Source organism: Psychrobacter sp. 72-O-c (assembly GCF_904846605.1).
GTDB lineage: Bacteria > Pseudomonadota > Gammaproteobacteria > Pseudomonadales > Moraxellaceae > Psychrobacter.
The window spans coordinates 102614-123871 of sequence record NZ_CAJHBI010000006.1 but is presented as its reverse complement, the minus strand read 5'-3'; the positions used below and the strand labels follow the sequence as shown (position 1 = coordinate 123871).

The window sequence follows — 21258 nt, the reverse complement described above, 5'->3', positions numbered from 1 at the left end:
TCTTTGGAACACCCTTTTTCCAGTCTTGGACTGTTTTGGTGCTAATATTAAAGTCTTGGGCAACGCGGCGTACCGTTTGCCCTGCTGCAATCTTGCTTAATACGAGTTGTCGAAAATCATTTGAGTATGTCATTTAGGTATTGTAGTTCTTTTTTGGTTTATTGACTATAATACGACATTCAAATCAAGCTTAGGCTCTACACTGCACTGCAACTACCACTATTAACTACGCAGTTGCTAAAAGCGTGGGCAGTTGGCTCCTGTAGTCAATCTACAATAGTATAGATATAGTCAGTACCAAATAAAATAGACACACATATGATTCCGTGTAGTGGGTAAAATATTTGTAGCTTGCTGTGCAACTACGTCACTCCAGAGGCTGTGAAAATTCCTCCTAGCCATACTGTGTTCGTTTTAAAGTGGCTCAACTATACAAGAAAACCATACAAGATAAAAAATATATTGGTGTAATTAACAAGGCCAACGCCGTAGCGATTTTATAGTAAACAGACACTATAGGTTTATGATACCGTTACAGAGGCAGATACGCTTGATAGATTTGCTTTGATAAGTCAGCTACAACTTTCTCTTATTATCCCAGTACCTTTTTTATCCCTGATTCACGATAGTATCAATTCGACCTGATAAGGACATCAAGTAGCCACCTGCAAGTGCGGTCTGAGCTGAGCCAAGTCGGTTTGAGCCCCTAATACGGTAAGACTAATTCCGTACCTTAGAGCAGCTATAGAAGAGACTGTGTTGTCAATGATAAGCGTGTCTTTGCTGTTTATCAGTCAAAAGTGTTTACATGAACCTATAAAATTTATATGAGCCCACAAAAAAGCGACCCTGTATGGATCGCTTTTTTGTATTAGACGATAGCGCTAACTTCAACAGAAGACTATTGCTATTAAGCTCTAGTTAAAATTTTGCATTGCTTGGTAAGAAAGCTTCACACCTACAATATAACCGTCGTTGTCTTCGAAGTCAGCAACGATTTTGTCAGTTGGTAGTGCTCCTTGAGCATCGCCAAACCATAAGTATTTACCACCGGCTGATACAGCCCAGTTTTTGGTGACGTTATACTTGGCACCAAGACCAACACTATAATACCCTTCGATAGGACCTAGTGAAGTCGTTGGATCGCCAGCACCACTATCCCAACCAACAGTACCACTAACGGCAAGTGCTGGTGCTAAACGTTTGGCAATACCAACTTCTACTTGCCACTGGTCATCTTCGTATTCAACCAAGTTTAAACCGTTTTCTTCATATAACTTATTATTCTTACTAACTTCATTATATAACGGTGGCGTAATTACAAAATCACTCCATGGCACCCAACGTACTTTGGCTGTTGCTAATGTAGTTGGGTTAAGACCAGTCTGGAAATCAAAGTTGACTGATTTGGGCGTAGTAATCTCAATTTTATTCCTTTGAGTGGCCGCTGCTGCCCCTAAGCCTGCCGCTGTTGCAGCTGGTGCTCCTTGTCTGAGAGCTTCTGCTTCAGTTAGGATACCAAATAAAGGATAAGTCTCAATGATATCCATATCGTGATCAATTTCAGAACGATAGGTTAATGCCGCTTTTAGTGCAATTTCAGGCTTACTATAGGACATACCTGCTATATAACCATAGTCTTGATCAGCATTACTATTCGAGGTATAACCAGTAGCAGGACCATAAGCAAGTCCTCGTAACTTCACTTCAGACTTGATGCGTTGAGCGACTGGACCACCATAGACTTGGAAATTCTTGTTGGCACCGAACTTGGCACCAAGAATAGCCGTAATACTATTACTGCGAACTTCTACGTTAGTATTTTCGCCTACGGTAGCACCTGCATCAGCTCTGGCTATTCCTACGGCAGTAGAAAGAGCTGTTGCCCCAGCGCCAGCTGCGGCTCTTTCTTCTGGAGTAGCCGACGTGTCCTGTGCAACACCCGTTAATCTTGTAATCTCAGGTTCAATAGTTGCGCCATTAAAATCACCATTGGTTAGCTCGATGATAGAGTTATTGACATCGCCTTTTGATACAAAATTACTATCACCAGTATATTCAGCAGCAGCACCAAAGGGCTCATCATATAAGATACCAACACTAAAGGTGTCGTTAATATCGGCTTTTGCACCATAACGGAAAAAGTCATAACCTTCAGCGATATCTCCGGTTTTGTTACCACGCTCATAAGAATTAACACCAGGGTTGTTATTGGCACTATCATAACCACTAACATCGGCATCGATATAAGTATATACAGCTTCAGCATAGACACCATCTTGTAAGAAGGCAGTCATATCTTGACCTGATCGATCAAGACCAGCAGCGCTAGCAACGCTGGCTACAGAAAAAGTAGCAATTGCTACTACAAGGGTTTTTAAGTGAAAAGTAGTGCGCATTGTGTATCTCCAAACATCCTCGTTGTTTTACCGTTGTTATATTTAGCAAGTCGCAGTGATACTGCACGACATGCTAATGATGTAAACGGTGTCCTAATTTGAATACTAATGCCTTTTTCACACTAAAACAACAACTAAAGTACTTTATTTCCCTATTATGACTGAACAGTACACAAAACATGTAAACAAGCTTCTAATACAATTGCTCTAAATTTTATTCGCTTTCACAATATCTACCACTACTTTCACAATATCTACCACTATCTGTATTCGTGAGTGTCAATCACATTAGATAATATATGATTCTGATATTTCTTCAAAAGCCGTTTTTGGTTAGATCTTTTAAAATATTAACTATTTTGACTTAAGCTGAATAAAAAAAGCGACCCATTAAGGATCGCTTTTTCTATGTATATAACAGAGTTTACCTTACATAAGGCTAATCCTATTACACTCTAGTTAAAATTTTGCTTGGCTTGATAAGACAGTTTCACACCAACGATATAGCCATCATTGTCTTCAAAGTTACTAACGATAGTTTTGCTTGGGATTTGGCCTTCAGCATCACCGAACCATAGGTATTTACCACCAGCTGAAACTGCCCAGTTTGGAGTTACGTTATACTTCGCGCCAAGACCAACACTATAGTAGCCTTCAATAGGACCTAGAGAGGTTGTTGGATCACCCGCACCACTATCCCAACCAACATTACCAGTAACGGCTAAAGCTGGTGTTAGACGTTTGGCAAGACCCAATTCTACCTGCCACTGATCTTTGTCATAACTAACTAAGTCTAACCCTTCTGGAGGAATGCCAGAGACACCAGGTACACCTATTAGCCCCTTACTATTTTCATTATATAACGATGGAGTAATCGCAAAATCGCTCCATGGTACCCAGCGTACTTTAGCCGTGGCTAACATAGTAGGATTAATACCGGTTTGAAAATCAAAATTTACAGATTTAGGGGTGGTAATCTCAATAGTATCGCTTCTATTTGTTGAAAGCCCTAGGCTAGAAGGTAGACCAGCGACACGAGGATAGATTTCAGATGCTTGCGTATTATGTTCAATTTCTGAACGATACGTTAATGCAGCTTGTAGGGCAATTTCAGGCTTGCTATAAGCAACACCCGCTAACCAACCATAATCTTGGTCAGCACTGATATGTGTAGTATAACCATTTGCTATGCTATAAGCCTCGCCACGTAGTTTTACATCAGCTTGTACACGCTGAGCTACTGGACCGCCATAAAGTTGGAAATTCTTATTTTCACCAAGTTTTGCACCGATGATACCGGTAATGCTTTCAGTACGTACTTCTACATTAGTACCTTCACCACTTGCATCTACAAAATTATTATCACCGCTATAATCAGCAGCCGCGCCGAAAGGCTCGTCGTATAAAACACCCACGCTAAAGGTATCATTGATATCTGCTTTTACGCCATAACGAAAAAAGTCATAAGATTCAGCGATATCATCGACTTTATTACCTTGCTTATAGGCATTTTTATCAATAGCCGTATTAGCCTCATTATCATAACCACTCACATCAGCATCAATATAAGTATAGCTGGCTTCAGCGTATAAACCATCTTGTAGGAATGCGGTGATATCTTGACCTGAACGATCAAGACCGGCAGCATTCGCCATGCTAGCGACAGAAAAAGCAGCGACGGCTACCGCAAGAGTTTTTAAGTGAAAGGTAGGGCGCATTGTATATCTCCAAACATCCGCATTGTTTTACCGCTACTCCAAACATGGTAGGTAAACGGCATCCGGAGAGGATACTAATGCCTTTTAAACACTAAGACAACCACAAAAACACATTATTGCTCTATTATGACTGGACAGTCAGTAGAAGACATTTATATCCATCAACGCGAATACAATTGTTTCTTTACTATGCGATAAAAATGCTGCATACCGCCACCTTATTTATAAGCAATTATTAATTTTATGATATTTATTGAAATCAAACCAGCAAATCTAACGGCTACTTATCTTGCTAGTATCTGATTGTCATCTAATTAATAATGTGGTGGTCTATCGGCCATAACGTCGAACGGGGCGATACCACTATCTGCATTTTGGGTTTCTACTTGCTTATAAACAAGCTGTAGTTGACGTTGTAACTCGCGAATATGCTTGTCTTGCCGAGTGATGACCTCATCGAGTCGCTCTACCGTTAGCTCAAGGTGCGCCATATTCATTTGTATTTCGATCATTTGTACTTGCAACTCAGATTGCACTACTGAAGTATTGTCTTGGGCCTTGGATAAGTTTTGGTCTTGTGGTGCAGATATGTTCATATTTTCCTCGATGTTATAATGTTTATGATGTGTCGCGTACTGAGCTAAGAATAAACTGAGCCGTGGATAGATAGACGACTACTGGTAAACAATTGGCAATAATCTCAGTTGTTAAGATGTTTAATTCTATAAGCCGTTGTTACTTAATATGTAGTTATGAATAGCGTCTTAATAGCCTTTTATGATGATAGCAGCAATAAAATAACAGTCATAAAAAACGCTTACTCACGCTACAGTCGCGTGGCAGCATGTTATACTGCTCGCAATTTCGCAACAACCCCTACCTCACTATTATATAAGCTTAAGATACTCTATGGCACTGATACATTTAAAAGACATCCACCTTGCCTTTGGCGTCGCTCCTGTTCTTGATGGCATTGATTTTGCTATCGATGCAGGCGAGCGCGTGTGCTTAATTGGCCGCAACGGCGAAGGCAAATCTACCTTGTTTAAGCTGATTAATAGCTCGTTGCAGCCTGATAGCGGCGAGGTTATCATCAATAGTAGCGTGCGGGTCGCTATGCTCGAACAAGATGTGCCCGAGACCAACGGTAAAATCTTAGATATCGTCATGGGCGGCAGTCGCCGTACCGCAGATCTACTGATTAATTATAATAAGCAGACCGATCTATGCGCTAATGGCGATATGGATGCGTGCGAGCATATGGCAAATTTGCAGCACGATATCGATGCCGTACATGGCTGGGATTTAGAGCGTGAGGCAACCCGTCTAATCACAACTATGGGACTCGATCCAGAAGATGACTTATCATCGCTCTCCGGTGGTCGTAAGCGCCGTGTGCTCCTGGCGCGTTCTTTGGTTACTAAGCCTGATGTGCTGCTCCTTGATGAGCCTACCAACCATTTGGACGTTGAGAGTATCGAATGGCTTGAGCGCTTCTTATTAGATTGGCAAGGTCTGACATTATTATTCGTCACCCATGATAGAGCTTTCGTTAATAAACTATCGACTCGTATCATCGAGCTTGATCGCGGTCAGTTGACCAGCTATGACGTCACTCAAGGTGCAGGCGGGTATGCACGCTATCAAGAACTAAAAGAGCTACAATTATTAGCTGAAGAGAAAAACAACGCTAACTTTGATAAAAAACTGGCACAAGAAGAAGTTTGGATTCGTCAAGGAATTAAAGCTCGCCGTACTCGTAACGAAGGGCGCGTACGTGACCTAAAAGCGTTACGTGCAGAGCGTGGAGACCGTCGTGAGCAAGTAGGTAATGTCAACATTACTATGGGTCAAGGTGAAAAAAGTGGCAAGTTGGTCTGTAAAGTCAAAAACTTACATCTTGAGTACGATGGTAATGTCTTAGTCGATAACTTTACTACCTCCATTATGCGTGGTGACAAGATTGGTATTGTCGGGCCTAATGGCGCAGGCAAAACCACCCTTATTAAAGCCTTACTCGACATGTCTGATGATGAAGTGACCAAAACCGGTAGTGTTGAATTAGGCACTAGCCTGAAAATCGCATTTTTCGACCAGTTACGTGATCAGTTAGACCTAGAAGCCAGTGTTGCCCAGAACGTCTCAGAAGGCTCAGACTTTGTCGAAGTTGGTGGCCGCAAGACCCATATTATGAGCTATCTGCAAGACTTCTTGTTTGCCCCAGAGCGTGCACGCACGCCAGTTAAGGCTTTATCGGGCGGTGAGCGTAACCGGGTGTTATTGGCCAAGCAACTGCTGAAACCTGCCAACATTCTAGTGCTCGATGAGCCGACCAATGACTTGGACATGGCAACCCTTGAACTATTAGAAGAATCGGTCAGTAGCTTTAGCGGTACGATATTGCTGATCAGCCATGACCGCTCCTTTATGGACAACGTGGTTACTTCAACTTGGGTATTTGACCAAGATGAAGACGGCAAAGGCATCGTCAAAGAATATGTTGGCGGCTACCAAGAATATTTAGTACAGAAAAAACGTGAGCAAGCAGCACAGGCAGCGCGCGCTCCAAATAATGGTACGGCCAATAGTAAGTCTACTAACAAATCAGTGCCAGCAGCTAAGCCTAATAAAGTGGCCAAAAAGCTTAATTTTAATGATCAGCGTGAGCTTGATAATTTACCAAAAGAGATTGCGGCTCTTGAAGCCGAACAAACTCAGCTACAAGAAAAGCTGGCTGATGGTTCATGGTTTAATCAAGATTTTGATGCAGCAACGGCAGCTAGTGAGCGCTTATTAATCATAGAAGATGAGATGATGCATAAGCTTGAGCGTTGGGATACGCTTGAAGGTTAATGTTATTTTTTAGAAACAGGTTCTAATAACATAGGCTCTAACAACATTGCCACCATCATCATTTTACAATATAGAGTGATGATAATTGGCTCATATATAGTTACACATTGGAAATGTACTGAAAGTTAGTGAAGATTGTCTTAATTTCAAGTATCATTCCTTATTGCTTAATACCCTTATCTTTTATAAGGTAATTATTGAATCACTAAACTCTCCTCCAATAGCTTAGACCTTGATGCAAAATATGGCCTATAAGGCGACTGTGAGCATTTTGTCATGTTCAATAGACAACTATGCCCTCTTGAGATAGTTTTATTTTTAACACAATAATTTATTTTATGACCAAAATAGCTTAGAATAGCAACAATTAGAAAAATCAGGCACAGCTAACGTGGCTTGTTTATTGATATTGTAAATTTCTAAGCCACAAACCCAGTGTGGGATAATCCCATTTCATTCACCTGGAGGAAGTATTAATGAGCCAAGCCGAAGGCGTTAATGTACAGCGCCGTAGAGTTCTGATTGCCACGACTGCCGCGATTGGTGCGGTTGGGGTAGCTGCGGTTGCGACACCTTTTGTCCGTTCTTGGACTCCAAGTGCCAAAGCAGAAGCTGCAGGAGCTGCGGTTACCCAAGATATCGGTTCCGTTGAAGCTGGACAAATGATTGTCATCAAATATCGCGGTAAACCTATCTTTGTGGTAAAGCGCACCGAAGAGATGTTGGCTACACTAGAACCAGTCAAGCCTCTCTTAGCTGACCCTGATTCAAGCGAATCCTTACAACCTGAATACTGTACGAATCCTACGCGTTCTTTAGAGCCAAGCCTATTGGTTGTTGAAGGCGTGTGTACGCATTTAGGCTGTGCACCGAACTACCGTCCTGATGTTGGCGCAGCTGACCTAGGTGGTAATGATTGGTATGGTGGGTTTTTCTGCCCATGTCACGGGTCCAAGTATGATTTAGCAGGTCGCGTCTATAGTGGCGTACCTGCACCGCTTAATTTACCCATCCCAGACTATAATTTGGATGGTACCATCTTGACGGTTGGGGAGGCTTAATATGAGTATGGGTAAAAAACTTATGCACTGGGTGGACGCGCGCTTTCCGGCGACTGAAACCTATGAATACCATATGTCAAAGTACTATGCACCAAAGAACTTTAACTTTTGGTATTTCTTTGGCGTTTTATCAATGGTGGTATTGGTCAACCAATTAATCACCGGTATCTGGCTTACCATGATGTACAACCCAAGTGCCGAAGGGGCATTTGCGTCTGTTGAATATATTATGCGTGATGTTAAAGGCGGCTGGCTGATCCGTTATATGCACTCTACAGGCGCATCGGCGTTCTTCGTAGTGGTGTATCTGCATATGTTTAGAGCATTGCTCTACGGTTCATACCAAAAGCCGCGTGAGCTTATTTGGCTTATCGGAATGGGCATTTACTTGTCCTTAATGGCAGAAGGCTTCTTCGGTTACTTATTGCCATGGGGCAACATGTCATTCTGGGGCGCGCAGGTCATCTTAAACCTTCCCGCTGCTCTACCGGTTATTGGCGATGGGCTTGCTGAATGGGTACGTGGTGATTACATCATCTCAGGTATTACTCTAAACCGTTTCTTTGCGCTACACGTGGTTGCTATTCCGCTAGTATTAGTCGGTCTGGTATTCATGCATTTAGTGGCACTGCATCATGTGGGTTCTAACAACCCTGATGGTATTGACATTAAAAAGCTCAAAGACAAGAATGGTGTGCCATTAGACGGTATCGAGTTCCATCCTTACTATACTGTGCACGACATGGTAGGTATTGTGGTGTTCTTTATTTGCTTCGCTGCAGTAATATTCTTCTTCCCAGAAGGCGGCGGTTTCTTCCTTGAACCCCCTAACTTTGAAGCTGCAAACGCACTGAAAACGCCTGCACATATTGCACCAGTTTGGTACTACACACCGTTCTACGCTATCTTACGTGCGGTTCCTGATAAGCTGGGTGGTGTTATCGCGATGGGTGGAGCGATTGCGGTATTGTTCTTGGTACCTTGGCTTGATAGATCCCCTGTACGCTCTATGCGCTACAAAGGTATCTTATCTAAAATTGCTTTAACCGTGTTTGCGATTAGCTTCTTAGTATTAGGTTATTTAGGTGCGACGCCAACCTCGCCAACAGCAGTAATCATGGCTCGTGTATTCACTGTACTGTATTTCTTGTTTTTCTTACTGATGCCCATTTACACCTCCATTGAGAAGTGTAAACAGCCACCAGAACGCGTTACCGGAGGTCACTAATGAACACGCTAATAAAATCCCTAGCTGGTTTGGGCTTAGGCGCGGCATTAACCTTGACCGCTGGTACTGCGCAGGCAGCAGGCAGTGGATGCGGGACATTCACCAACGCTGAAGGTGTTGAAGAGCACTTAGCTTGTAGTGAAGCCCCGATTGATTTTACCAATAAGGGCTCGCTACAAAACGGCGCGAAGTTGTTTATGAACTACTGCGCTGGTTGTCACTCAGCGAAGTACGTTCGCCATTCACGTATTGCTAAAGACTTAGAAATACCGCCTGAGCTGGTCGAAAAGTATTTGATGGTGACTACCGATCAAATCGGTGATCACATCGATGCTGAGATTGATCCTGACATTCAAGCCTCGTGGTTTGGGGCAGCGCCTCCAGATCTATCGCTTGAATCAAGATTACGCGGTGATGATTGGATCTATACTTATCTACTGACTTTTTATGAAGATCCAAGCCGTCCTTGGGGTGCGAATAACTTAGTACTACAGAACGCAGCGATGCCCCATGTACTGAACAATCTGCAACAAAGCTTGAGTCAAGAAGAGTTCGAAAGCGAAGTGGGCGATTTGGTTAACTTCATGGCATGGATGGGGGAACCTAATCGTCATAATCGTCAAGTTATTGGCTTCTTTGTCATTTTGTTCTTACTAGTCTTGCTCATTCCGGTCTATCTGCTGAATAAAGAGTTCTGGAAAGACGTTAAGTAAGTTTAATTTATCTCTCAAAAAAAGCACTACTTCGGTAGTGCTTTTTCGTATTTAACTTTAGGGTAAATAAACACTTATCTCTTGTATTTTATGAATCTATATTTACCTAGATAAATGATTGCAAAATAGGACGAAAAGTTATCAATCAGTATGATAAAAATCACGTAAGCTCTCCTAGTTTACGCTTCCTACCTTGATAAACAGGGTAACTTTGTTTACGATGGCAGCCTTAACTATTAACATTAGGCTTTCATGATTGATGCGAATGACATACCAAGTAGTCAGCTTATTTTATACGCTGATGATGGCTACGACAGTCATGTAGTGCGCCTATTACTTGAAGAAAAGAAGCTAGCTTATTATTTGTCCCGCTTGCACTCAGAGCGTCCCGAAGACCTAACCGAGCTGAACCCCTATCATACTTTACCTGTTTTACAGCAGCGTGATATTGCGCTGTATGAGATCAATGTTATCTTTGAATATATCGAAGAACGTTATCACACTAACAAGCTTTTGCCTGATACCCCTCAAGGGCGTGCGCAATTTCGGCAATTGGCTTGGCGTATTCAACGCGATTGGTTGGTACTGGGTAAACGACTGCTTATGCACCCAGATAGCTTCAATAAAGCACAAGCCGCTATGGCAAAAAAACAGCTGACCGATTCTTTGATTACCTTATCACCGCTATTTGCTCATAAACCTTATTTTATGGCAGACGAGTTTGGTTGGTGTGATGTGCTGCTAGCACCGCTATTATGGCGGTTGGATGAGATGGGTATCACTTTACCTCCAGCTATTAGCCGTCCTTTACTTGATTATCAAACGCGCCTATTCGAACGCGAAAGTTTTCAGAAAAGTGTCCGCTGATTAACCAATAATCAACTAAGCTAAATAATAAAGCGAGCAGACAATAATTTCGTTAAAATATTAACTTAATACCGTAAACACAGGAAATAATAAGATGAGCGAGCCCACTACTTCTATTACTCCCACCCGCCCATATATAGTGCGCGCGCTTTATCAATGGATAGAAGATAATGCGCTCACGCCATACTTGATGGTCGATGCCACTGCTGAAAATGTACAGATCCCTACCGAACATGTACAAGATGGTCGTATTGTGCTCAATATTGCCAGCCGCGCTACCGGTAATATGAGTATAGAAAACGACTATATTCACTTTAGCGCGCGTTTTAGTGGCGTGTCGCAAGAGATTTGGGTACCACTTACCGCGGTACTGGGTATTTATGCCAAAGAAAACTCACAAGGGATGTTTTTTGACCCTAATGAATATGATAACTACCAACCAGAAGACGATGCCTCTGGGTCATCAGCTAAGCAAAATACAACTACTGGGTCTACTAAGGCTAAACGTGATAATAAAGCCGGCTTAAAAGTTTTAAAGTAATAGACTTGGTGGTTTAATTTTATATAAACATAAAAAAGCTGGGCGTATTGGATACGTCCAGCTTTTTTGTTTGTTGCTTATCTACCAAAGGCTAAGCTTTAATCACTACTACGTTCTTGGTAGTGTCACGCCTTTTTGACCTTGGTATTTACCACCGCGGTCTTTATAGCTGGTCTCGCAAACATCATCAGCATCACTTTGGAAAAATAACATCTGTGCGACCCCTTCGCCAGCATAAATACGTGCCGGTAAATTGGTAGTATTACTAAACTCTAAGGTCACATGCCCTTCCCACTCTGGCTCAAGTGGCGTGACATTGACGATAATACCGCAGCGTGCGTAGGTCGATTTACCTAAGCAAATAGTCAGCACGTCACGTGGAATGCGAAAATATTCAACCGTACGTGCCAGTGCAAATGAGTTGGGCGGAATAATACACTCATCACCGACGATATCAATAAAGCTTCTTTCATCGAAGTTTTTTGGATCGACAACCACTGAATGGACGTTGGTAAAAACCTTGAACTCAGGTGCACAGCGCACATCGTAACCGTAGCTTGAGGTACCATAACTAATCAAGCGCTCTCCGTCGTCATTAAAGCGTACTTGACCGGCTTCAAATGGCTCAATCATGTCATGAGCTTCAGCCATTTGACGAATCCAGCGGTCAGATTTGATAGACATTGTTATTCCTTAGCGAATATTTAACAGCAGATATTGAATAGCAGTTATGATCTTACTAGTATTTTGATAGCGATGATTATACGGAATTGAGTGCACAATTTATAGGCTTGGCTGCGTTTAAAGTAAATCTATAATGAATATGACTCAGCACTTATCACTTAGTACTTACCACTTGGCAAAGTGATCTTCAGCTAATCCTATTACTTTATCAACTTTAACAACCTGGTCTCCTATCCGAATCTCGCCACTATACTCACCAAGCCATTGCTCAAAGATACTGGCAATCACACCAAAGTTATCGGTTTTTTCATAAACAGTAATAGGTGTAAACGTCAAGTCGATATCAACCTTGCTCCAGCCGAGATTCTGATGGTAAATGCGCCAAGGCTGCGGCCTATTAGCATCTGTACTTTGGTTACTTTTATTTTGTAAGTTAATTTCATTGCGAGAAAATAATACGGGCGGTAAATAAAAGATTTGTCCATCAAGCCAGCAAGCGTTTTCACTCATTCCCGTTTCGTTAACACCCATGGATAAATTCAATAAAAAGTGGCGACCATCCGGTAAGTAGCTATTAATACAGGTCCAAAACCAATTGGTCTCATGACGCATATAGCCCAGTGTCCAATCTAAGTTGGCAATAGTCTCATCGGTAAAGTTGGTTTGGACAGTTTGAATTTCTGTATGAAATTGCGAACACGGTTTGATCAGTAGAGAGCTTTGACTTGAGCAAAGACCCCGAAGGTCGGTTGACCATTTTGAATGAGGTTATCAATAGTAGGTCGAGACTGATAGCTACTTTTAGCAGATAATGCCGTCATATTAATTAACATCCTTGTTTATTAATAACAATACATTCTATTCAGTTTATTTTGTCCATACTGCTCAACCAGCTAAAAAATACGCTTATCATCCACAGGCTTAGCAAATTTATCGATATTGGCTTCAATTTTTTTGGCAATACTTATATAGTACGGCGCAAATTCATCATCGGCTAAGACGCTTGGCTCACCTTTATCCACTTGGGCGCGGATACCAGTAGCTAGTGGTAGCTGTCCTAATAATGGCACGTGATATTGTTCAGCGATACGCTCGCCGCCGCCAACTCCAAAGATTGCCTCTGTATGATTACAATTGCTACAGGTATGTAGCGCCATGTTCTCCACCACACCTAATACCGGAATACTGGTTTTATTAAACATCTCGATACCTTTTTGGGCATCAAGTAGCGCAATATGCTGCGGAGTAGTCACAATAACAGCGCCAGTTACTGGAATGCGCTGCGCTAGCGTCAGCTGAATATCACCGGTGCCGGGCGGCATATCAATAACTAGATAATCAAGCTGTGGCCAATTGGTCTGGTTAAACAGTTGCATTAGTGCACCGGTCGCTTTCGGCCCGCGCCATGCCACAGGCGTATTATCACCATCAAGCAAGCTGCCAATAGATAACATCGCTAAACCATGAGCATTAACCGGTATAAATTGCTCGTTTTCTAGCTCAGGCCTTACATCAGCAACGCCTAGCATAGTAGGCATACTGGGTCCGTAAATATCCGCATCGAGCACGCCAACACGGTTACCAAGCTTTTGTAATGCCAAGGCAATATTAACAGTAGTGGTTGATTTACCGACCCCGCCTTTACCAGAAGCTACCACGATAATATGGCGAATATGTGGATGCGAAGACAGTGATGCTTGGGTGGGAGCTGCTTTGCTAATAGGTGGTTCTGGATCAGGGTTAGATTGTGCTGGAGCCTGAGAAGCACTGGATGACTTGTTCATGGCATCAGTCGTTTTTGGCATGCTCTTAGGCAAGCTTGCAGACGCACCTTTAGCAGACGCTGGCAAACGCACATTCATATGAATCGCTTTGATACCATGAGGTTGCAGCAGCTGTCCCAGCTCTTGCTGAATGGCTTCGGGATCGCTGTCTTGTGGTAGGCGCAAATCTAAAGTGAGCTGATCACCGTCACGATCTAATCCGGTTACCATCTGTGCAATACTGGTCTCACCCACTTCATAACCTAGCAGCACCTTATCAACGGCGCTATCACGTGCTGCTCGCTGCTCTGAGGTTTCAGGTTTTGAGGGGGTTATTTTTTTTATAAAATTAAACATAGCTACCTTTACTGTCTATAAGAATATGTAAGTGTGGCATTATTATTATGAAATTGGCGATAAATTAACCTAACGACAATAAAATAAAAATAGACGCGAACGCTATTAAGCCTATTAGTGTAGCCGAATTACGACCACAAAAAAACCACAACGCCAGTAAGTCTGACATTATGGTGATAGATGACTCATTTTCAAATATATCGATCTATATATGGCACAGCTAACCCATTTACTAATCAATCAGTTCATAAACCAGCCATGACTGGCAACGATAGATTGACCGGTAAAAACATTGGTTGGGAAGGCTGCCAAAAACAGTGCCAATTGAGCAATATCATCAACGGTGGTGAACTCTTTATCTACCGTATTGACCAGCATGATATCGTTAATAACGGACTCTTCACTGATGCCTTTTTCTGCGGCTTGCTGTGGAATTTGCTTTTCGACCAGTGGTGTTTTTACAAACCCAGGGCAGATGACATGCGAGCGTACGTTATGCTCAGCGCCTTCTTTCGCAAGTACACGGCATAAACCGAGCAAACCATGCTTGGCGGTGACATAAGGCGCTTTATACAGTGACGCTTCATGCGAATGCGCTGAACCCATGTAGATGACCGTGCCACCCTTATTGTCTTTATACATGTACTGAATGGCCGCTTTGGTGGTTAGAAATGCACCATCTAAGTGAATATTTAGCATCTTTTTCCAGTCGGAGAAAGACATTTTATCAATAGGATCAATGATTTGAATGCCGGCATTAGACACCAAAATATCAATACCACCAAAGGTATCGACCAGCTTTTGTATGCCATCGTTCACTGCTTGCTCAGAAGTGACATCCATCGCGATGGCTAATGCTCTTCCTCCAGCTGCTTCAATAGCGCTAACGGTTTGCTGTGCAGCGTCAAGATTTATATCAGCAATACCAACTGCAGCCCCTGCTTGGGCATAAGTCTCAGCAATATCACGCCCAATGCCACTCGCGGCACCAGTGATGAGAGCGACCTTGCCGGTTAAATCTTGTTGTAATTGAGTCGCCATGATTTATCCTTGTTCTATTCTTATTACATTTTTATCAAGTAGCAGTGGCCTAATTAATTACCCGCTACTGGACAACCGCTATTGGATAATCGTCACTGGGGTTTTTTCTTGTAGTTCATCGAAGCTAACGCCTTCTGCCAGCTCAACTAATTTTAGACCCTTGTCAGTGACGTCCAGCACCGCAAGCTCAGTGATAATGCGATCAACCACACCTTTACCGGTTAATGGCAACTCACAATTAGCAAGAATTTTTGGATCACCATGCTTATTGACCTGCTCCATTAGCACAATCACCCGCTGTACGCCTGCGACTAAATCCATCGCGCCGCCCATGCCTTTTACCATCTTTTTAGGAATCATCCAGTTGGCTAGATCTCCTTGCTCTGAGACTTCCATCGCGCCTAAAATCGCCAGGTTGACATGACCGCCGCGAATCATTGCAAAGGATTCTGAACTACTAAAATAGCTAGCACCCGGCTCCGTAGTGACCGTTTGCTTGCCAGCATTGATCAAGTCAGCATCGACCTTGTCTGCTGTTGGGAACTCGCCAATACCTAGTAAGCCATTTTCTGACTGTAACCAAACGTCCACACCTTCAGGGATGTAGTTGGCAACTAAGGTTGGTAATCCTATACCAAGGTTCACATAATAGCCGTCTTTTAATTCTTGCGCTGCACGCTGTGCCATCTGTTCTCTTGTCCATGCCATGATGTCTTCCTTATTTTTACAATATTCTATTATTGATGTAGCGTTATTTGTTGACTAAAAACTAAGCACCTTCAACCGCTTTAGTCGTAGTTTTTTCAATGCGTTTTTCAGGGCTGCTATTTAATACAATACGCTGCACAAAAATCCCCGGTAGATGAATTTCATCAGGATCAAGCGTGCCAATCTCTACAATTTCTTCTACTTCAGCAATAGTAATTTTGCCTGCCATAGCGCAGTCTGGGTTGAAGTTACGAGCGGTTTTATTGAATATTAAATTGCCCGATTTGTCCGCTTTTTGCGCTTTAATTAATGACACATCAGCAACTAATGAATGTTCAAGCACATAAGTACGACCATCAAAATCACGGGTTTCTTTGCCTTCAGCAACTAGCGTGCCCACACCAGTGGCGGTATAAAACGCTGGAATACCAGCGCCGCCAGCACGTAATTTTTCAGCCAATGTGCCTTGCGGGGTCAGCTCAACTTCTAGCTCGCCTGCTAAATATTGACGCTCAAACTCTTTATTCTCACCCACGTAGGAGGAGATCATTTTTTTGATTTGCCGCGTCTGTAATAGCAAACCCAATCCAAAATCATCGACACCAGCGTTATTACTGATGCAAGTTAAATCCTTGAAGCCACTATCACGTAAGGCTTCGATTAAAGCTTCAGGAATCCCGCACAGGCCAAAGCCACCAATGGCAAGGGTCTGTCCATTATTGATAATACCTTCTAACGCACTGTTAGCACTGCTATATACTTTTGATTGACTCATACTAATCTCCTTGTCAGTCTAATGTTTCTTATTATGTATTTGAAGAAGTTACTGGTTCACGCTGTATTTTTGTCTGTATCGTATGATTATCCCTATTAACTAAAATCTCAGTCATTAATATAAATAACAATACATTTTGTATCAGTATATGATAATTAAAATACTTATGTTAATTTAACATATAATTCTTATTACGACTAGAAAATAACATCAAGGGAGTGGTAGCAGTGATTGGTTTGGGCGATTCTGAATATAGACAGCACAAGTGTTCATTAAATACGAAACATTTATCGATATCACACTGCTAAGTGGTATTTTTAAATTTAAATGACGTATTGACCTATAACGACAAGCACTACATAATTGCCAATTTTTTTATGCCAAGGAGAGGCGCTCATGTTTAGCATACTTGCCATTGTTATTACTTTATTATTATTGATGTTCTTTGCTTATCGTGGTTACTCCGTGCTGATTTTGGCACCGATTATGGCGATTTTAGCGGTATTTTTATCAGGAGATTTCTTAAGCAGTATTCCTGCTTATACTGATGTTTTTATGTCCGCATTGAGTGGCTTCTTGCTCAAATTCTTCCCTATTTTCTTATTAGGTGCGCTATTTGGTCGCTTGATGGCAGATTCAGGTGCTGCGACAGCGATTGCCAATACTGTAGTCAAAAAACTCGGCGCAAGCAAAGCAATCCTTGCAGTCATTTTAGTCTGTGCCATTTTGACTTATGGCGGTGTCTCCTTGTTCGTCGTGGCCTTTGCTATCTATCCCATCGCCAAAGACTTGTTCAAAGCCGCTGATATTCCTAAGCGCTTGATACCAGCTGCCATTGCGCTAGGCTCATTTACCTTTACCATGACCGCGCTACCAGGCACGCCTGCGATTCAAAACGCCATTCCAATTCCTTACTATAATACTAACGTGTTTGCCGCGCCTATTCTAGGTATCATCGGCGGTACGATTATGTTTATCTTTGGTTGGTTGTGGCTACAGTCGCGAGCGAACAAAGCCAACGCTGTGGGTGAAGGCTATGGTCAGCATGATGATGAGTTTGAGGGCGAAAGCGGTGCTATTAAAAATGAAAAAGCAAGCAACAATGATGAACAGAATAATGACGCTCAAAGCAATGTGGCGCAAAGCAACTTAGCAACAGCCGCCGAGGCACGTGATACCCATCACACTTCATTTGGCATTGCAATGATACCGCTGGTCTTGGTCATTGGCTTAAACGCCTTACTGACTTACGCTATTTTTCCGTCCATGGATTTTAGCAATCTGCAAACTCAATACCCTGACCTTAATATTGCTGGCTCTTTAGGCTTATGGTCAATTATTATCTCGCTAATTATTGCTTGTGTGGTGCTGATTCTACTGCGTATCGGTCATTGGAACGATCTACAAAAAACCATTAACCGTGGTACTTATGATTCGATGTTGCCAATCTTTAACACCGGTTCAGAAGTCGGTTATGGGGCAGTCATTGCCTCACTTGCAGGCTTCCTTATTATTCGTGACAGTATCTTAAACCTAAGTCCTGATAACCCACTGATTTCAGAAGCGGTAGCGATGACGACCCTTGCTGGTATCACAGGCTCATCATCGGGTGGTTTAAGTATTGCCCTTACAACTTTAGGCGAAGACTATTTACGGATGGCAGTCGAGGCAGGCATTGATCCAGAATTGATGCATCGAGTCGCAGTTATGGCGGCAGGTGGACTTGATACTTTACCGCACAGCGGCGCGGTCATCACCCTCCTTGCAATTTGTGGTTTGACCCATAAACAGTCTTATCTCAACCTAGCGATGGTAACTATGGTTATTCCACTAATTGCTGTGGTAGCAGTCATTATCTTAGGCACGCTATTTGGTTCGTTCTAGCCTAGTTCCTTTTGGTTTAGTCCGTTTTAACTTAGCTCGTTCTAGAGGATATCTAAACTTTAAAAAGTGCTGAGCTAAATATTTAACAACAAAACCCAATTGGTTGGTAGTCGATTGGGTTTTGTTGTTGCTGATAATCAGCAAGAGCGTTCAGAGACTTTACCAATAGAAGAGAAAATGAGTGCCTTTCTAATGAGCACATCATGAGATTATTACTGCGAACGTTATAAAGATACTTACTAAGCAATGGCACAAATTCGGCTGAATTACGGTATCATAGAAACCATTTTTTTAGTTTTCATAGCTTTTAGACTTTATAATAACATCGCGTCTACTAATAGCTATCAATGAATGGCTTATGACGTTTGATAATTAACCCGTTTATATTATGATATAGGTGATTTTGTGCGTGAGATTTTAGTAACCAGTGCCCTGCCCTACGCCAATGGCTACATTCATTTGGGGCATCTTGTAGAATACATTCAAACTGACATTTGGGCGCGCGCAATGAAAGCGCAAGGCCATCAGGTCACCTATGTCTGCGCCGATGATGCACACGGCACGGCTATTATGCTCAAAGCCGAAGACAATGGCATCACGCCAGAAGAGCAGATTGCTACGGTTAAAGCTTCACATGAAGCTGACTTTGCTAAGTTTTTGATTGAGTTTGATAATTATCATACGACTCATTCAGAAGAAAATCAGCATTTCTCTGAGCTAATTTATCGTAGGCTTAATAGCGCCGGACATATCTCTACCCATGACGTCGAACAGCTTTTTGACCCCGAAAAACAGCTGTTTTTAGCGGATCGTTTTGTCAAAGGCACTTGTCCTGAATGCGCAGCCCCTGACCAATATGGCGATAATTGTGAAGTGTGCGGCACAACGTACAATGCGACCGAACTCAAAGACCCGCAGTCCACACTATCAGGCGCGACGCCAACGCTCAAAACGTCCAAGCACTATTTCTTTGATTTGCCCGAGTTTGAGCAATTCTTGCAAGACTGGACACGCAGCGATAATCGCTTGCAACCTGCGATTGCTAATAAGTTACAGGAATGGTTCGATTCCGGCCTTGCTAGCTGGGATATTTCCCGCGATGCGCCTTATTTTGGTTTTCAAATACCCGATACCCCAAACGATGAGCCGGACAAGTACTTTTATGTGTGGCTTGACGCTCCTGTCGGTTATATGGCCAGCTTTAAGAACCTATGCGATCAGCGCGCTGGCACCGATGACGCCCTAGACTTTGACCATTATTGGTTGCAAGAAAATGAACATAAAACTGAGGTTTATCACTTCATTGGCAAAGATATCGTTTACTTCCATGCCTTATTTTGGCCAGCTATGCTTGCCGGTAGTGAATTCCGCACACCAACCGGGGTCTTTGCCCACGGCTTCCTGATGGTCAATGGCGAGAAGATGAGTAAGTCGCGCGGTACTTTTATCAAGGCCGAAACTTACGCTGACCATTTACATCCTGAATATCTACGTTATTACTTTGCTAGCAAGCTATCTGATAAAGTTGAAGATATTAACCTCGATTTAGAAGACTTTATGCAAAAGGTCAATTCTGACTTGGTTGGTAAAGTGGTTAATATCGCCAGTCGCAGTGCTGGGTTTTTGGTCAAAAAATATGATGGTATGCTATCAGAGATTTGTGCTGAGCCGCGTCTATTAGAAGACATTACCAAAACTGGTGACGAGATTGCGGCCGCTTATGAGAACCGCGAGTTCTCACGCGCTATGCGCTTAATCATGCAGTGCGCTGACAAAGCCAATGAGTATATCGATGACAAAAAACCTTGGGCGCTTGCTAAGCTTGAAGGTAAAGAGCAAGAAGTACAAGACGTCTGCTCAGTGGCGATTAATATCTTCCGTCAGTTGATGGTGTATTTAGCACCCGTATTGCCTGAGCTCACTAATAATGCCAAAGAATTCTTAAACATTGAAGACTTAAGCTTTGCCAGTCGTAATCAATGGTTGCTGGGACATAAAATCAATAAGTTCAAACCACTCATGCAGCGTATTGAAGAAAAAGATGTCGCGGCCATGGTTGAAGCCTCAAAAGCATCGTTAGCCCCAACTGAAGCCCTAAGCACTAGCCAAACAGCAACCAATACTGATGTTGCTAAAAGCACTCAAGCTAAATCCACTGAGGACAATACTACAAACAGTGATGAGGAAGCCGATTACATTGGCATTGACGATTTTGCCAAGATTGAGATGAAAGTTGCCCACGTCTTAGCCTGTAATTATGTTGAAGGCGCTGATAAGCTACTGCAGTTCACTCTAGATGTCGGTGAGGCCCAACCACGTAATGTGTTCAGCGGTATTCGTAAATTTTATGAGCCTGAACAATTGGTAGACAAAAAGGTGATTTGCGTTACCAACCTTGCCCCGCGAAAGATGAAGTTTGGCATCTCAGAAGGCATGGTATTATCGTCAGGCGATCCAAAGACGTCGCTGGTGGTTATTACATTACCAGACGCTGCCGTTATTGGTGATGTTCTCGCCTAAATGACTTAACGCGTTCAGCTAAAGATTTAGCTATCAAAGCTTATAGTAAAAATAAAGTTGATAATAAAAAAGATGTCTTTATGGCATCTTTTTTATAGCCTTTATTATCATTGAATACTCATAGCAAAACCTAAAAATATCAGCAA

17 protein-coding genes and 1 pseudogene are annotated in these 21258 nt (G+C 42.5%); 8 read left to right on the top strand and 10 right to left on the bottom strand.

Annotated elements, in window-relative coordinates; all coding sequences use genetic code 11:
* The 4 genes from JMX97_RS13990 to JMX97_RS03430 form a co-directional block, all read right to left on the bottom strand.
* Positions 1-133: helix-turn-helix domain-containing protein (locus JMX97_RS13990; RefSeq protein ID WP_201555421.1), on the bottom strand; the 133-nt coding region annotated here is incomplete at its 3' end.
* A 784-nt stretch (positions 134-917) separates the two neighbouring features.
* Positions 918-2399: an outer membrane protein transport protein gene (locus JMX97_RS03440; protein WP_201555420.1), complete on the bottom strand. Its 1482-nt coding sequence runs from the start codon at positions 2397-2399 to the stop codon at positions 918-920.
* Between the two features lie 455 nt (positions 2400-2854).
* The gene (locus JMX97_RS03435; protein WP_201555419.1) at positions 2855-4117 is read right to left on the bottom strand and encodes an OmpP1/FadL family transporter; all 1263 of its coding nucleotides are present in this window, start codon (positions 4115-4117) and stop codon (positions 2855-2857) included.
* Positions 4118-4431: 314 nt separating this feature from the next.
* Positions 4432-4713 carry a SlyX family protein gene (locus JMX97_RS03430; RefSeq protein WP_201555418.1) on the bottom strand — a complete coding sequence of 94 codons (282 nt, stop codon included), beginning with the start codon at positions 4711-4713 and terminating at the stop codon, positions 4432-4434.
* Between the two features lie 313 nt (positions 4714-5026).
* On the opposite strand from JMX97_RS03430, the gene JMX97_RS03425 reads away from it, so the two are divergent.
* From JMX97_RS03425 to JMX97_RS03400, 6 genes are all read left to right on the top strand, one after another.
* Positions 5027-6970 (top strand): ATP-binding cassette domain-containing protein, encoded by a 1944-nt coding sequence (locus JMX97_RS03425; protein WP_201555417.1) that lies wholly within the window; start codon positions 5027-5029, stop codon positions 6968-6970.
* Between the two features lie 476 nt (positions 6971-7446).
* On the top strand, positions 7447-8031 hold the full coding sequence (gene petA / locus JMX97_RS03420) for a ubiquinol-cytochrome c reductase iron-sulfur subunit (RefSeq protein WP_201555416.1): 585 nt from the start codon (positions 7447-7449) through the stop codon (positions 8029-8031).
* Between the two features lie 7 nt (positions 8032-8038).
* Positions 8039-9259 carry a cytochrome b gene (locus JMX97_RS03415; RefSeq protein ID WP_413786388.1) on the top strand — a complete coding sequence of 407 codons (1221 nt, stop codon included), beginning with the start codon at positions 8039-8041 and terminating at the stop codon, positions 9257-9259.
* Positions 9259-9972 (top strand): cytochrome c1, encoded by a 714-nt coding sequence (locus JMX97_RS03410; protein WP_201555415.1) that lies wholly within the window; start codon positions 9259-9261, stop codon positions 9970-9972. The genes JMX97_RS03415 and JMX97_RS03410 overlap by 1 nt, the downstream gene beginning before the upstream one ends.
* Before the next feature lie 252 nt (positions 9973-10224).
* Positions 10225-10839: a glutathione S-transferase N-terminal domain-containing protein gene (locus JMX97_RS03405; RefSeq protein ID WP_201555414.1), complete on the top strand. Its 615-nt coding sequence runs from the start codon at positions 10225-10227 to the stop codon at positions 10837-10839.
* A gap of 94 nt (positions 10840-10933) precedes the next feature.
* The gene (locus JMX97_RS03400) at positions 10934-11380 is read left to right on the top strand and encodes a ClpXP protease specificity-enhancing factor (protein WP_201555413.1); all 447 of its coding nucleotides are present in this window, start codon (positions 10934-10936) and stop codon (positions 11378-11380) included.
* A 108-nt stretch (positions 11381-11488) separates the two neighbouring features.
* Here JMX97_RS03400 and dcd read toward each other — a convergent pair whose 3' ends face one another.
* From dcd to JMX97_RS03370, 6 genes and pseudogenes are all read right to left on the bottom strand, one after another.
* Positions 11489-12064, bottom strand: coding sequence for a dCTP deaminase (dcd, locus tag JMX97_RS03395; RefSeq protein WP_201555412.1), 576 nt, complete (start codon positions 12062-12064; stop codon positions 11489-11491).
* Between the two features lie 165 nt (positions 12065-12229).
* Positions 12230-12706 (bottom strand): annotated as a pseudogene (locus JMX97_RS03390) (DUF2804 domain-containing protein); the annotation flags it as partial.
* Positions 12707-12957: 251 nt separating this feature from the next.
* Positions 12958-14184 carry an iron-sulfur cluster carrier protein ApbC gene (apbC, locus tag JMX97_RS03385; RefSeq protein WP_201555411.1) on the bottom strand — a complete coding sequence of 409 codons (1227 nt, stop codon included), beginning with the start codon at positions 14182-14184 and terminating at the stop codon, positions 12958-12960.
* Between the two features lie 240 nt (positions 14185-14424).
* Positions 14425-15225: a 3-hydroxybutyrate dehydrogenase gene (locus tag JMX97_RS03380; protein WP_201555410.1), complete on the bottom strand. Its 801-nt coding sequence runs from the start codon at positions 15223-15225 to the stop codon at positions 14425-14427.
* A gap of 78 nt (positions 15226-15303) precedes the next feature.
* A complete protein-coding gene (locus JMX97_RS03375) occupies positions 15304-15933 on the bottom strand; it encodes a CoA transferase subunit B (RefSeq protein ID WP_201555409.1) in 630 nt (209 codons plus the stop codon).
* Between the two features lie 61 nt (positions 15934-15994).
* Positions 15995-16708, bottom strand: coding sequence for a CoA transferase subunit A (locus JMX97_RS03370; RefSeq protein ID WP_201555408.1), 714 nt, complete (start codon positions 16706-16708; stop codon positions 15995-15997).
* A gap of 396 nt (positions 16709-17104) precedes the next feature.
* Here JMX97_RS03370 and JMX97_RS03365 point away from each other — a divergent pair, with 396 nt between their 5' ends.
* Entirely contained in the window at positions 17105-18592 is a 1488-nt protein-coding gene (locus JMX97_RS03365; protein ID WP_201555407.1) for a GntP family permease, read from the top strand.
* Between the two features lie 405 nt (positions 18593-18997).
* On the top strand, positions 18998-21112 hold the full coding sequence (gene metG, locus JMX97_RS03360) for a methionine--tRNA ligase (RefSeq protein WP_201555406.1): 2115 nt from the start codon (positions 18998-19000) through the stop codon (positions 21110-21112).
* The last annotated feature ends 146 nt before the right edge of the window (positions 21113-21258 follow it).

What these genes read in the sequence shown, in the direction of transcription:
- JMX97_RS03440 (WP_201555420.1), bottom strand. Translation starts at nt 2,399, where the DNA reads ATGCGCACTACTTTTCACTTAAAAACCCTTGTAGTAGCAATTGCTACT.
- JMX97_RS03435 (WP_201555419.1), bottom strand. Translation starts at nt 4,117, where the DNA reads ATGCGCCCTACCTTTCACTTAAAAACTCTTGCGGTAGCCGTCGCTGCT.
- JMX97_RS03430 (WP_201555418.1), bottom strand. Translation starts at nt 4,713, where the DNA reads ATGAACATATCTGCACCACAAGACCAAAACTTATCCAAGGCCCAAGAC.
- JMX97_RS03425 (WP_201555417.1), top strand. Translation starts at nt 5,027, where the DNA reads ATGGCACTGATACATTTAAAAGACATCCACCTTGCCTTTGGCGTCGCT.
- petA (WP_201555416.1), top strand. Translation starts at nt 7,447, where the DNA reads ATGAGCCAAGCCGAAGGCGTTAATGTACAGCGCCGTAGAGTTCTGATT.
- JMX97_RS03415 (WP_413786388.1), top strand. Translation starts at nt 8,039, where the DNA reads ATGGGTAAAAAACTTATGCACTGGGTGGACGCGCGCTTTCCGGCGACT.
- JMX97_RS03410 (WP_201555415.1), top strand. Translation starts at nt 9,259, where the DNA reads ATGAACACGCTAATAAAATCCCTAGCTGGTTTGGGCTTAGGCGCGGCA.
- JMX97_RS03405 (WP_201555414.1), top strand. Translation starts at nt 10,225, where the DNA reads ATGATTGATGCGAATGACATACCAAGTAGTCAGCTTATTTTATACGCT.
- JMX97_RS03400 (WP_201555413.1), top strand. Translation starts at nt 10,934, where the DNA reads ATGAGCGAGCCCACTACTTCTATTACTCCCACCCGCCCATATATAGTG.
- dcd (WP_201555412.1), bottom strand. Translation starts at nt 12,064, where the DNA reads ATGTCTATCAAATCTGACCGCTGGATTCGTCAAATGGCTGAAGCTCAT.
- apbC (WP_201555411.1), bottom strand. Translation starts at nt 14,184, where the DNA reads ATGTTTAATTTTATAAAAAAAATAACCCCCTCAAAACCTGAAACCTCA.
- JMX97_RS03380 (WP_201555410.1), bottom strand. Translation starts at nt 15,225, where the DNA reads ATGGCGACTCAATTACAACAAGATTTAACCGGCAAGGTCGCTCTCATC.
- JMX97_RS03375 (WP_201555409.1), bottom strand. Translation starts at nt 15,933, where the DNA reads ATGGCATGGACAAGAGAACAGATGGCACAGCGTGCAGCGCAAGAATTA.
- JMX97_RS03370 (WP_201555408.1), bottom strand. Translation starts at nt 16,708, where the DNA reads ATGAGTCAATCAAAAGTATATAGCAGTGCTAACAGTGCGTTAGAAGGT.
- JMX97_RS03365 (WP_201555407.1), top strand. Translation starts at nt 17,105, where the DNA reads ATGTTTAGCATACTTGCCATTGTTATTACTTTATTATTATTGATGTTC.